This is a genomic window from Longimycelium tulufanense, from assembly GCF_014645795.1.
Taxonomy (GTDB): Bacteria; Actinomycetota; Actinomycetes; order Mycobacteriales; family Pseudonocardiaceae; genus Longimycelium; species Longimycelium tulufanense.
In genome coordinates, this window is the sequence record NZ_BMMK01000008.1 from 103,765 (window position 1) to 116,846 (window position 13,082).

At 69.1% G+C, this 13,082-nt stretch carries 10 protein-coding genes; 9 read left to right on the plus strand and 1 reads right to left on the minus strand.

Annotated features, from left to right (window positions below):
• Positions 1-61: 61 nt before the first annotated feature.
• Positions 62-565, minus strand: coding sequence for an ATP-binding protein (locus tag IEY55_RS10725; protein ID WP_189056596.1), 504 nt, complete (start codon positions 563-565; stop codon positions 62-64).
• A 388-nt stretch (positions 566-953) separates the two neighbouring features.
• Between IEY55_RS10725 and IEY55_RS10730 the strand changes: the two genes are divergently transcribed.
• The 9 genes from IEY55_RS10730 to IEY55_RS10770 all read left to right on the plus strand — a co-directional run bounded on the left by IEY55_RS10730 (position 954) and on the right by IEY55_RS10770 (position 13,078).
• Positions 954-2,663: a hypothetical protein gene (locus IEY55_RS10730; protein WP_189056598.1), complete on the plus strand. Its 1,710-nt coding sequence runs from the start codon at positions 954-956 to the stop codon at positions 2,661-2,663.
• Between the two features lie 237 nt (positions 2,664-2,900).
• Entirely contained in the window at positions 2,901-4,613 is a 1,713-nt protein-coding gene (locus tag IEY55_RS10735; protein ID WP_189056600.1) for a cholesterol oxidase substrate-binding domain-containing protein, read from the plus strand.
• A 653-nt stretch (positions 4,614-5,266) separates the two neighbouring features.
• A complete protein-coding gene (locus IEY55_RS10740; protein ID WP_229686252.1) occupies positions 5,267-6,787 on the plus strand; it encodes a sugar transferase in 1,521 nt (506 codons plus the stop codon).
• Complete coding sequence (locus IEY55_RS10745; protein ID WP_189056602.1) at positions 6,787-8,022, plus strand: class I SAM-dependent methyltransferase; 1,236 nt, start codon at positions 6,787-6,789, stop codon at positions 8,020-8,022. The genes IEY55_RS10740 and IEY55_RS10745 overlap by 1 nt, the downstream gene beginning before the upstream one ends.
• On the plus strand, positions 8,019-8,801 hold the full coding sequence (locus IEY55_RS10750) for a glycosyltransferase family protein (RefSeq protein WP_189056604.1): 783 nt from the start codon (positions 8,019-8,021) through the stop codon (positions 8,799-8,801). The genes IEY55_RS10745 and IEY55_RS10750 overlap by 4 nt, the downstream gene beginning before the upstream one ends.
• Positions 8,798-9,460 (plus strand): PIG-L deacetylase family protein, encoded by a 663-nt coding sequence (locus IEY55_RS10755; protein ID WP_373289991.1) that lies wholly within the window; start codon positions 8,798-8,800, stop codon positions 9,458-9,460. Before IEY55_RS10750 ends, IEY55_RS10755 begins: the two co-directional genes overlap by 4 nt.
• Before the next feature lie 5 nt (positions 9,461-9,465).
• Complete coding sequence (locus tag IEY55_RS10760; RefSeq protein ID WP_189056608.1) at positions 9,466-10,497, plus strand: NAD-dependent epimerase/dehydratase family protein; 1,032 nt, start codon at positions 9,466-9,468, stop codon at positions 10,495-10,497.
• The gene (locus IEY55_RS10765) at positions 10,494-11,042 is read left to right on the plus strand and encodes a dTDP-4-dehydrorhamnose 3,5-epimerase family protein (protein WP_189056609.1); all 549 of its coding nucleotides are present in this window, start codon (positions 10,494-10,496) and stop codon (positions 11,040-11,042) included. Before IEY55_RS10760 ends, IEY55_RS10765 begins: the two co-directional genes overlap by 4 nt.
• Positions 11,039-13,078, plus strand: a complete 2,040-nt coding sequence (locus tag IEY55_RS10770) for a glycosyltransferase (RefSeq protein ID WP_189056611.1) — start codon at positions 11,039-11,041, stop codon at positions 13,076-13,078. Before IEY55_RS10765 ends, IEY55_RS10770 begins: the two co-directional genes overlap by 4 nt.
• Positions 13,079-13,082: the final 4 nt, after the last annotated feature.

Sequence of the window (13,082 nt, forward strand, 5' to 3'; positions counted from 1 at the left end):
GAACGACGGGGTTGCCGTCTCCTCCGTTGTCAGCGGCGCCCGCGACCCGAGCGGCGAGGACCTACTTCGCGTGCCTGCCGAGCGCGTCCAGGATGCGTTGGATGACCTCCGGGGTCACGTCGGCATCGTCGGTCACCGGCTCGTTGCTCGCCGACCGCTTCGGCTCCCGCCGGGGCAGCGGCACCGATGAGGCGTTGACGCCGCCCGGCAGCGGTAGCTCGCACCACACGAGCGTGCCCCCACCCGCCAGTGGCCTCGCACCACCGCGCCGGCCCTCCACGGCTGCCGCAGGGGCACCCGACCGCGCTCCGCCGGCCTGTTCGACCTCAACGGTCAGGCAGTCGCCACGCAGCCGAAGGCGCACCGTGAGGAAGTCGGGCACCGCCGGGTCGGCTCTGTCCACCGCGTCGGACACCAACTGGCGGGCCGCGGTCATAGCCTCGTCCAACAGCGGACGCAGCGACCACTCCGCGAGCGTGAATTGCACGAACAGGTCCGCACAGTTCACCGCGGTGGGTAGTGTAGCGAGCCGAAGGTCGTCGACCTGCACGGTATGCGCGTTCACCTGGGGATCCTTCCTTCACCCACGTGGGCTAGGCAGGGAGTATCACCCGGAAGCAGTATCTACGCCACCATTCGGGCAAGATCGACACGTCCGGCCCGGGGCATCGGCCGTTGATCTCCGCTGCCACCAGGGAAAACCGTCCGAGCCGGCTCGAAGCCGGCTACCGCATGCTGGAACAACCGGCCTCCCGATCGCAGGTGGTCACCCTGCCGCGGTGGTTACCCCATGCGGGGCAGTGTTGTTCGTCACGAAATTGAACCGCCTTTTGTCGTAATTCTCGGTCGCCGCCGTCCATCTAGAACCTGCGTGGCCGTCGATCCGGCGGGGCCGCGGCGGGCCCGCAAGCGCGGAACAACGGGCAAGACCGAGCACAGATCGGGATGATCAGATGGCGAGAAAGAAGCTGCTAGCCGTGGCGGGCGGCGTGTTCGTCACGATCGCGCTGGGCGCGACGCTGGTGATCAAGGCACCCATGGGGCAGGTGGAGGTGGACCCGGCTGCCGCCAAGTCGGCCGAGACCGTCGAGAACACCAGCACCGCCCGGGCCACGCAGGAGCACGCGAAGCAGAAAGTGGCCGCGGCGCAGAGCGGGCACGACATGGGCGCCGCGCCGAAGGCCGCCAACGACGGCGACAAGTCCGCCAAGGGCAAGCTCCTGGGCACGGGCAGCGGCAAGGTGTACCCGGACCCGGTGGACGGCCGCACCTTCGACCGCTACGACGGCGAGTGGACCCAGCAGCGCGGCAACAAGGTCTGCGCACTGGTGGTCTCGTGCGCGACCTCCGACGGTTTCTGGTTCTTCCAGGGCACCAACGGCATGCTGCGCACGCAGGTCAGCGGCTCCAAGGAGGCCGGCGGCACGCTCACCCACACCTGGTCCTCGCCGAAGTTCACCTACCGGGGCAACGACGGCAAGGCGCCGGAGGAGAACGTTGTCCAGTACCGGTTCCGGGCGGCCACCGACCGGTTCGCCGAGTCCGAGTTGGCCAACGGCAACTTCAAGGTGCAGGTGGTCGACGCCGCCGGCAACGTCGTCGCGGAGAACTCCGGCCGGGAGCTGATCCCGGGCAAGGACTGGAAGGCGACCAGGTTCTCGGTGCCCGCTTCGGCGCTGAAGATCGGTGAGACCTACCAGCTCCGTGCGGTGACGCAGATCGCCAAGGAGGGGCGCCGCGACTCGGGCGGCACGGTCGACTGGGACTGCGTCGCCCTGACCGCGCGTTCCGGCGACATGACCGGCACCGAGGGCTGCGGCGGTGGGGACACCCCGCCGGACCCGGGCGAGTTCGTCATGGGTGGCGGTTCCAGCCCGGTCTGCAACAGCGTGCTCGACCCGCTGATGGGCCCGCTGTACGCCACGCTCAAGCAGGTCCTCGACGGCCCCAACAAGGAGGCCGCGCGGGCCGGTATGACCACCGCCGACCTGGTGAACGAACTGCTGGCCCCGGGCCGCCCGCTGGCCGTGGCACTCGGCGACCTCACCGGCACCTTCGCCGCGACCACGTCGGGCGAGCTGTCCGGCCCCGGCGCCCAGCTCGCGCAGCAGCTGCAGCCGTTCACCGAGGCGGTTGCCAAGGCCACCAACCCGGCCACCAGCGCGCTCAACGGCGCCCTCACCCCGCTGGCGAAGATCCTCAGCGACGCCGCCGGCAACGTGACCAAGCCCGCCGGCGAGCTGCTGGCCGGACTGCTCAGCCCGGCCGGTCACCTGGCCGCCCCGCTGATCCCGGTCTACGACTCCATGGTCCGGCCGATCACCCAGCCGTTCGTCTCCACCGTGATGAACAACGCCAAGCCGGCGATGGTCGCCGCGCTGGGGCCGGAGGGCACGAAGGCCGCCGGCAACATCCTGCAGCCGCTGGAGGAGGCCGCCCGAGGCACCGCCGGCCCGTTCACCGCGGCGATCGGGACCCTGCACCCGGTCCACGCGACCATCGTGAACCTGCTGGACCCGATCTACACTTCGTACCTGACGACGCTGGGCCCCGACGCCGAGCAGTACACCAAGTTCGTGCGCAGCGCGTACGTCCACTCGTTCAAGGGTTACTGCGGCGACTCGGGGAAACCTGCTCCGGAGAGCGAGCACGGGCACAACTGAAACGTACGTAAGAGGAGCACGTCTTCCAGACGACGCTCCAGCGTCACCCCTCATGGTTGATTCCCGTGGTTGAGCAACGGATTCGACGCACGGGTCGATTCATGCTGCCCCGGTGGGGGAGGTGCCACGCCTCCCCCACCAGGCGCAGCCCGAGCCTGGACCGGGAGTGGAAGCGTGCGTAGCGGGCAGTTCGGAGCAGACGAAGGGGATCGGACGGTCCTGTCCCGTCGATCCGTCATGCGGATCGCCGCGGCTACCGCGGTGGTCTCGGCGGCCGGGACATTGCCGCAGTGGCGGCCGGTGGCACGGATCGCCGAGGCCGCCCCCGGACACCCGCGTCCTCCGGGCTTTCCGGACGCCGTGGAACTCTACCGGCAGGCGTTCGAGAACTGGTCGGGCGAGTTCAAGGCCGACGACGTATGGACGTGTTCGCCCAGGAACTCCGAGGACCTGGTGCGCATCGCGAACTGGGCGCGCGGGTCCGGATGGACGATTCGCCCACGTGGCCAGGCGCATGGCTGGTCGCCACTGGCGTTCGAGCACGACCAGCGCGAAAAGGTGGTCCTGGTGGATCTGCGCAAGCACTTCACCGGACACCGCATCGATCCCGGACCGCCGGCGAGCGTGACCGTGCAGGCCGGGATGCTGCTCGACGATTTGCTCACCCACCTTCAGGACTCCGGCCTGGGGGTGGACGCCGGTCCCGCGCCGGGAGACGTCACCGTCGGCGGTGCCCTCGCCATCGGCGCGCACGGCACCGGGATCTCCACCGAAGCCGCAGGCAAATCCGGCAACGAGCGGTACGGATCCCTGAGCAACCTCATCGTCTCGCTGAAGGCGATCGTGTGGAACGCCGAGCGGAACTCCTACGAGGAAAGGCAGTTCCACCGGCAGGACCCGGCGATCGCCCCCCTGCTGGTCCACCTCGGCCGGGTCGTCATCACCGAGGCCACGCTACGGGTCGGGCAGAACCGCCGGCTGCGGTGCCAGAGCTTCGCCAACATCTCGGCCGAGGAGATCTTCGCCCGGCCGGAGCGGGCGGGGAAGAACTCGCTGGCCCGGATCCTGGACTCCGACGGCATGGCCGAGGTCATCTGGTTCCCGTACACGGTCAACCCGTGGCTCAAGGTCTGGTCGGCCCAGGAACGCAAGCCGGCCGGTTCCCGGCAGGTCCGCTCGCCCTACAACTACGGTTTCTCCGACAACCTTCCGGAACCGATCACCAGCATCATCGGCCGGATCACCGCCGGGGCCTGGTTCCTCACCCCGACACTGATGAACGCGATGATGTCGCTGGTGTCGACCGGTCTTTTCGTCACCGGCACGCAGGACATCTGGGGATGGTCGAAGGATGTCCTGCTCTATGTCCGTCCCACGACCCTGCGGGTGACGGCCAACGGGTATGCGGTACTCACCAGGCGCCGGGACATCCAGCGCGTGGTCAGCGACTTCTACCGGATGCTGCAGGACAAGCTGGAGCGTTATCGGGGTCGTGGCGCGTACCCGATGAACGGCCCGCTCGAGGTGCGGGTGACCGAGCTCGACGACCCGAGCAAGTCGGGCGTGCCGAGTGCGGTGACTCCGTTGCTCTCGGCCATCAAGCCGTCCGCGAAGCATCCCGACTTCGATGTGGCGGTCTGGTTCGACGTCCTCACCATTCCCGGAACCGCGGCGAGCAACGAGTTCTTCCGCGAGATCGAGGGCTGGGTGCTGGACCACTACTCGGGCGACTACGCCCTGGTGCGCCCGGAGTGGTCGAAGGGGTGGGCCTACGGTACCGATGGCGCCTGGACGGACCACGAGTTCATCAGCAAGAAGATTCCCACGGCGTTCGGTGGTGGCACCGACGGACGTGCCCACTGGGACCGCGCTGCCGGGCACTACGGCAAGCTCGACCCTCATGGTGTGTTCGCGGGGGGTATGCATCAGAAGCTCTTCCGCCGGGCGTAGCAGGCGACAGCGAAGAACCGTCACCCGGTTGCCAACCCGGCCACCGGGGATCCCGGCGCGGCGTGGACGGTACTGACACCGCGTCCTCGTGCGCTGTGACCAGCTTGCGCCGGCGCGTGTCGAAGTCGACGCGCGCCGGTCAGTGTGTTCAGGCCCGGTGAAACGGTTGGTTCGGGTTTTGACAAATGGAGACGGGCGGTTTGTCCGAATTGTCGCTCGGTGAGAAACGGGCTCGGTCCGGGTGGTCAAGCTGTTCGAATCGGGTAGCGGAGCTTTATCGTTGGTCAAGTAGCGCGCGTTACCGTGACGATGCGCACGTTCGTCTGTTTTCCGGTAGGGGGCAAACCCGTGTTGACGGGTGTCCACCCTTCCCGTGTTGGCTGTCGCCTGCGGAACTGCGGCGTCACCCCGTTCCTCAGCCGAAGTCGCCGCCAGCCCGGACCCGGTAGGGGCGTCCGAACCGTGCTCCTTCGTCACTGGGGCAGCCAGTGGAGAGCGTGTTGTGCTGGACCGATTCGACTTCGTTCGGTAATCGATGACTTCGCTGGGTGATGTGGCGTCTTTTTTCTCCCTTCGCGTCATAGCCGCCGCCGCAATCCATCTATCGCACGGGTGGACACGGTGATGATCGGTTCGTAGGAGGAGGTGACGCGGTGACCGGAGGGGGGCAAGCCACCGGCACGCGAGTACCCGGGGATCATCTCGGCGCGGGCACCGCCGCGGGACAGCCGGGAGGGAGGCCCGGCGGTCGGCACCTGACCCTGGTGGGGAGGTCGGAGCCGCCCCGGCGCTCGGCGCCGGCATGGGAACGCCGCTACCAGCTCGCCGTTCTCGCCAGCGACCTGCTTCTCTTACTCGTCAGCGGGTTCGTCGGTCTGTGGGCCAGCGCCGTACTGTCCGGTGCCCCGAAGCCGTGGTCGACCTTCGCGATCATCTCTCCGGTCCTGGCCGCCGCCCTGCTCATCAGCCGGGCCTGGGAGGGCAGGGCACTGGGGCAGGGGTTCGAGGAGTATCGCCGGCTCGGCCGCGCCACCGTGCTCGCCATCGCGGTCCTGGCCATCGCCAACGTGACGCTGGAGCTGCCGCAGGTCAACTCGGCCACCCTGCTCGGCGTCGCGGCCTTCGCCCCGCTCGCGTCCACCGGCCGCTACCTCCTGCGTCGCGTGCTGCACGCGCGCCGGCGTCGTGGCGAGTGCCTGCGCAACATCCTGGTGGCCGGATCGGGCCATGCGCTGGCCGACTTCGTTGCCATGGTGCGCCGGGGGTCCTACCACGGCTGGCGGGTTTCCGCGGTCTGCACCGGTGATTCCGGTGCCGACGTCGGGGCCCCGGTCGTCGGCGGCCTCGACGAGGTCGCCGCGGTGGCCCGCTCCGGCGGCTACGAGGTGGTCGCCCTGGTGCCGGATCCGTACTGGACGCCGAGCCGGATGCAGCTGCTGGTCTGGGAGCTCGAGGGCGCGCCGGTCGATCTCGTGGTGGCACCGGTGCTGATGGAGGTGACCGGCCCGCGGCTGCGCATGACCCCGGCGTTCGGGTTGCCCATGCTGCATGCCAGCAAGCCCGTCTTCACCGGACCGCAGCGGGTGCTCAAGGAGATCGTCGACCGCGTCGGCGCCCTCGCCCTGCTGGTGTTGCTGTCTCCGCTGATGTTGCTCGTGGCGGCCGCGATCCGGCTCGACGACTCCGGGCCCGTGCTCTACCGGCAACAACGGCTCGGCCGGGACGGACGCCAGTTCGAGATCCTGAAGTTCCGGTCGATGAGCGTGGACGCCGATGCCCGCCGGCACGAGCTGGCCGCGGCGAACGAGGGCGCCGGACCGCTCTTCAAGGTGCGCTGCGATCCCCGCGTCACCCGGGTCGGCGCGGTGTTGCGGCGGTTTTCCATCGACGAGCTGCCGCAGCTGCTCAACGTCCTCACCGGGTCGATGTCCCTGGTGGGGCCACGACCGCCGCTGCCGGAGGAGGTCCGACAGTACGAGGGTGCGACCTTCCGCCGCCTGCTGGTGAAGCCGGGGATCACCGGGCTCTGGCAGATCAGCGGCCGCAGTGACTTGAGCTGGGAGGAGTCGGTCCGGTTGGACCTGCGATACGTGGAGAACTGGTCGTTGTCGCTGGACCTGGTCATCCTGTGGAAGACCGTCTTCGCCGTGGTGCGGGCACGGGGGGCCTACTGATGCTCCAGTGCCGGCTGTGCGGGGGCTCCGCACTCACCAGCGTCGTCGACCTCGGCGCGACCCCGCCGTGCGAACGTTTCCTCACCGTGCACCAGCTCGACGAGCCGGAACCCACCTACCCGCTGCACCTGCGGGTGTGCCAGGACTGCCTGCTCGCCCAGCTGCCCCCGCTCATCACGCCCGAGGACACCTTCACCGACTACGCCTACTTCTCCTCCTACTCGACGTCCTGGGTCGAGCACGCTCGCCGCTTCGTCGACGACGCGGTGCGTTCCCTGGGACTCAACGAGGACTCGTTCGTCGTCGAGGTCGCCAGCAACGACGGCTACCTACTCCAACACGTGGCCCAGCAACGGATTCCGTGCCTGGGGATCGAGCCCGCGGTCAACGTGGGCGAGGCGGCGCGTGGACGCGGTGTACCCACCAGGACGGCGTTCCTCGACCCGCACACCGCGGCCGAGGTGCGAGCCGAGCACGGTCCCGCCGACCTGGTGGTGGCCAACAACGTCTACGCCCACGTGCCCGACGTCCTCGGTTTCACCGAGGGGCTGCGCGGGTTGGTCGCCGACGACGGCTGGGTCGCGATCGAGGTCCAGCACCTGCTGCCGCTGATGCGGCTCTGCCAGTACGACACCATCTATCACGAGCACTTCCAGTACTACACGGTGGGAACCGCGCAACGCGCGCTCGCCACCGCCGGGCTGACCGTCGTCGACGTGGAGACACTGCCGACACACGGCGGCTCGATCCGACTGTGGGCGAGGCCCGACGTCCACGCACCAACCCCGACGCCACGAGTGGCACAGATCCTCGAGGAGGAGCGGATCGCGGGCCTGCACGAACCCGAGGGCTACGCCGGTTTCGCCGATCGGGTCGGCACGGTCCGGCTCGCCCTCCTCGACTTCCTGCTGCGTGTCAAGGAGGAAGGGCACACCGTCGTCGGCTACGGAGCCCCCGGCAAGGCCAACACCCTGCTGAACCACGCGGGTATCCGTACGGACCTGCTTCCGTACACGGTGGACCGCAACCCGTACAAGCACGGGCGTTTCACGCCCGGCACGCGGATCCCAATCCACCCGGTGGAACGGATCGCCGAGGACAAGCCGGACTACGTCCTGGTGCTGCCCTGGAACCTACGGGTCGAGCTGACCGCGCAGCTCTCCTACGTCGCCGACTGGGGCGGTCGGCTGGTGTTCCCGATTCCCTGCGTCGATGTAGTGGAGGCGAAACTGTGAAGGTCGTGCTCTTCTGCGGCGGCTACGGCATGCGCATGCGCGGTGGCCCGGACGATCTGCCCAAGCCGATGCAGCGACTTGGCCCCCGTCCGCTGCTGTGGCACGTGATGCGCTACTACGCCCACTTCGGACACCGCGACTTCGTGTTGTGCCTTGGACATGGAGCGAAGCACATCACCGACTTCTTCCTCAACTACAACGAGACGGAGTCCAACGACTTCGTTTTGCGTGGCGGAAAAGTCGAGCTGTTGTCCTCCGACATCAGCGACTGGACGATCACCTTCGCCCACACCGGTGTGGAGTCCAGCATCGGGGAACGGCTCCGCCGCGTGCGCCACCTCGTGGAGGGCGAGGAGATGTTCCTGGCCAACTACGCGGACGTGCTGACCGACGCTCCCCTGGACAAGATGATCGACAGGTTCGCGGCGAGCGACGCCGTCGCCGCGATGATGGCCGTGCCGCCGCAGGAGTCGTTCCACTGCGTCGAGCTGGCCGAGGACGGTATGGCCGCCAGCATCACCCCGGTCAGCACCATGCCGATCTGGGAGAACGGCGGCTTCTTCGTGCTGCGCCCGGAGGTCTTCGAGCACATCCCGGAGGACGGGTGCCTGGTCGAGGACGGTTGCGCCGAGCTGGCCAAGCGGGGCCAGCTGATGGCCTACCCGTACCGGGGTTTCTGGCACGCGGTGGACACCCTCAAGGAACGCTCCGCCCTGGAGGCCCGGTACCGCAGCGGGGACCGCCCCTGGATGCCATGGGTCCACGGAGGCGCCCGGTGACCTCGTTGCGCATGACCTCGGTCGAGCGACTGCTGCTGCTGGGCGCCCACTGCGACGACATCGCCATCGGAGCCGGCGGCACGCTGCTGACCCTTGCCGCGGCCAATCCGGGGATGCGGGTGCGCGCCGTGGTGTTCACCGGTGCCGGGACCGAGCGGGCCGAGGAGGAACAGTCCGCCCTGCGCGCCTTCTGCCCGGACGCGCAGGTCGACGTGACCGTTCTCGGGCTGCCCGACGGGCTTCTCCCCGAGCGGTGGGGCGAGGTCAAGCGCACGCTGCGCGAGGTGCGCGCCGCATTCGATCCCGATCTGGTGCTCGCCTCTCCGACGCACGACGCGCACCAGGACCACCGCACCATCGCCCGGCTCGTCCCGACCGAGTTCCGCAACCACCTCATTCTCGGGTTCGAGATTCCCAAGTGGGACGGTGACATGCGGCAACCGGGTGTCTTCGTCCCACTGTCCGACGAGGCCGCCCACGACAAGTGCACGTTGCTGCACAAGCACTACCCGTCACAACACGGCCGGGACTGGTTCGACGACGAAACCTTCCTGGGCCTCGCCCGGCTGCGGGGCATGCAGTGCCGCTCCCGCTACGCCGAGGCGTTCTTCGCCGACAAGCTCGTGCTGCGGCCCGACGACCGGGCCGAGGAAGGGTGAGGTCTTTGCGCGTTCTGCTCACCGGGCACCAGGGTTACCTGGGCAGTGTCATGGCTCCCGCGCTCGTCGCGGCCGGGCACGAGGTGGTCGGACTGGACTCCGGGCTGTTCGCCCACTGCGTGCTGGGTCCGGCTCCCACCGACCCGCCCGGCTTCGCGGTCGACATCCGGGACGCGACCGGCGACGTGATGTCCGGGATCGACGCGGTGATCCACCTTGCCGCACTGTCCAACGACCCGCTGGGTTCGATCGCGCCGGAGGTTACCCACGCGATCAACCACACCGCCACGACCCACCTGGCACGACTGGCGAAGCACGCCGGCGTGCCCCGGTTCCTGTACGCCTCGACGTGCTCGGTCTACGGTGCCGCCGGGGACGAACTGGTGGCCGAGGACGCGCCGCTGCGACCGGTCACTCCCTATGCGGAGAGCAAGATCCAGGCCGAGGAGGATCTCCTCGGCCTGGCGGACGAGAACTTCTCGCCGGTGTTCCTGCGCAATGCCACCGCGTTCGGTGCCTCACCCCGGCCGCGTGCCGACATCGTGGTCAACAACCTCGTCGGTGTGGCCCTGCTGACCGGCGAGGTCCGGGTCCTCTCCGACGGCACCCCGTGGCGGCCGCTGGTCCATGCCGCCGACATCGCCCAGGCGTTCGTGGCGGCGCTCTCGGCGCCGCGGGAGGTCATCCACGGGCAAGCCTTCAACGTGGGCTGGGAGGTCAACAACCTGACCATTGCCGACATCGCCAAGTACGTGGTCGACGCGGTGCCCGGGGCGACGCTGCGGATCACCGGGGAGACCGGTCCGGACAAGCGGTCCTACCGGGTCGCGTTCGACAGGATCCATCGCCTGCTGCCGGACTACCAGCCGCGGTGGACGGTCCCGGACGGCGTCGTCGAGCTGGTGGACCACTACGCGCAACACGGCCTGACCGAGGAGGCGTTCACCCGGCGTTTCGTCCGGCTCGCGGTGTTGTCCGAACGCACGGCGGCCGGCGAGGTCGCCGCGGACATGAGGGTGGTGCGAGCCCGGAGATGAGGGTGCAGACGACCTCCCTGCCCGGCGTCCTGATGTTCGTCCCGGATCCAGTCCGGGACGATCGTGGTTTCTTCACCAGGACGTTCGATGCCGTGGCCGCGGCGGAACACGGGCTCGACCCGGCCGCGTTCATCCAGGACTCGCAGTCCCGGTCCAACCAGGGCGTGGTGCGTGGGTTGCACGGCCGGCGGGGCCGTGGGGAGGGCAAGCTCGTGCGGTGCTCCAGCGGCGCCGTGCACGACGTCGTCGTGGATGCCCGTCCCGAGTCCCCGATGTTCGGCCGGCACGAGGTCTTCGTGTTGGACGACAGGGAGTTCCGGCACCTGTACATCCCACCCGGGATGTTGCACGGCTTCCAGGTCCTGACGGTGTGGGCGGACGTCTGCTACCGGATCGACCGGCCGCACGACCCGTCCGAGGACATCGCCGTGCGCCACGACGACCCCAGCCTGGGGATCCGGTGGCCATTGCCGGTGACCATGATGAGTGAGCGGGACCGCGGGGCGGCTTCCTGGTTCGAGCTGTGTCTGGAGGTGGGGCGGTGAGCCGGGTGGCCTGCCGCGGCTGTTCGAGCCCGTCCGGAAGCGTGGTGCTGGACCTCGGGGAGCAGCCGGTCTGCACCGAGTTCCCGGCGGTGGCCGACACCGGCCCGGACCGCACGCACGAGCTGCGGATGTGGTTGTGCGGGAGCTGCGGGCTGGCGCAGCTCGTCGCCGACCCGGGACTGCCGGAGAGCGCGGCCGGCATCGAACCGGCCGCACTCCGCGACCAGGCCGCGCAGGCGGTCGACCAACTCCTGGCCGCGGGCCTTGTGCGACCGGACACGACGGTCGCCGAGTACCGCAGCCCGCATGGGGGAGCATGGACGGAACACCTGGTACGCCACGGGATGCGGCCGGTGTGGCCCGGGCAGCGTGCCGAGCTGGTGGTCGACTCGTTCGGGATGATGCACGAGCCCGACCAGGCCGCCGCCGTCGCTCAGCGCGCGGAAAGCCTGACCGACGACGGCGTGCTGGCCCTCCAGTTCCACTCCCTGCAGTCCATCGTGCGCGGTCGGCAGTGGAACGTGTTGCGTCATGGCCACTTCGCCTACTACTCGGCACACGCCCTGGTCGCCTTGCTGCGGGAGGTCGGCCTGGTTCCGCTGCAGGCTTGGCATTTCGATCTCTACGGCGGCACCGTGCTGCTGACCGCAGGACGGCACGGCGAGCCGCACATGAGTGTTTCCGGCTTGCTGCAACAGGAACGCACCCATCGGATCACCAACCCGGCGTCGGTGTCCCGACTCCAGCATTTCGCGGATGACACGGTCGAGCAGCTCCGGGGGTGGTTGGAGCAGAACCGGGCGGCGGGCCGGAAGGTCATCGGCTATGGTGCCGCGTCCCGGGTCGTGGCGCTGCTCAACTGCGCCGGTGTCGACGTGGACCTGTTACCGGCGATCGCCGACGCCGCACCCGGCAAGCAGGGCTGCCGGTTGCCGGGAACCAGCATTCCGGTGATCTCGCCGGAAGATCTGGTGAGTGCCCAGCCCGACGTCGTCCTGGTGCTGCTCGCCGATCTGCTCCCGGAGATCCGGGCGAGCTTGTCCGAACTGGATCGTCCGGACGTGCGGTGGGCGGTGGCCGAGCCGCGGGTGGTGGAGGTTCCCCGGCCGGAACAGGCGGCACCGGCGCTGGTCGGGCGGGCCGCACCGCCGATCACCGTCGGGCTGCCGGTCCGCAACGGCGAGCCCTACCTGTACGAAGCGTTGGACACCCTGCTGGCACAGCAGGATGCCGACTTCGAGCTGCACATCGCGGACAACTGCTCGGACGACGCGACCGAGGAGATCTGCCGCGCCTACGCGGAAAAGGACGAACGTGTCCGATATCACCGTCGGGAACGTAACGTCGGCGTGACGGACAACCACAACCGGCTCGTGCGTGACGCCCGCAGCCCATACTTCACGTGGGCCGCATCAGACGATGCCTACCATCCCGACCGGCTCACCCGCCTGCTGGAAGCCCTTCGGGCCGATCCGTCCGCCGTGCTCAGTTTCACCGCGGCACGACAGATCGACGCGGAGGGCCAAGCCATCGGCGAGTGGCGGAACCCGTGCCGAACCGACCATCCCGACCCAATCGTCCGCATAACGGACCTGATCGCGTTGGAACATGAGAACTACCACTGCTACGGGCTGGTGCGCCGGGAGGCGCTCCTGCGGACCTCGTTGCTACCCCCGGTGAAGAACAACGACCGTATCCTCGTTGCCGAGCTGGCGCTGCACGGCCGGTTCGCCGAGGTCGACGAGGACCTGTTGTGGCACCGGTTGCACGACCGCCGGCTCACCCAGCGCACCACGGCCCGCCAGTGGTACCTCGAGCAGCGTTCCGGCCCGCCACCGCGGGTCGTGCTGCCCGACGTCGAGGAGGCCCTCTGGTACCTGCGGGCCGTCGTGCGCTCGCCGTTGCCGGCCCGGGACCGGGCGCGGGCGATGCTCGCGCTGCGGCCGTGGTTCCGGCGCAGGGCCAGGCCCATGGCGCGCAACGTCGCGCGGCTGGTGATCGAGCGGGCCGGACTCGGCCAGACCCGACGCGGATAGGAAC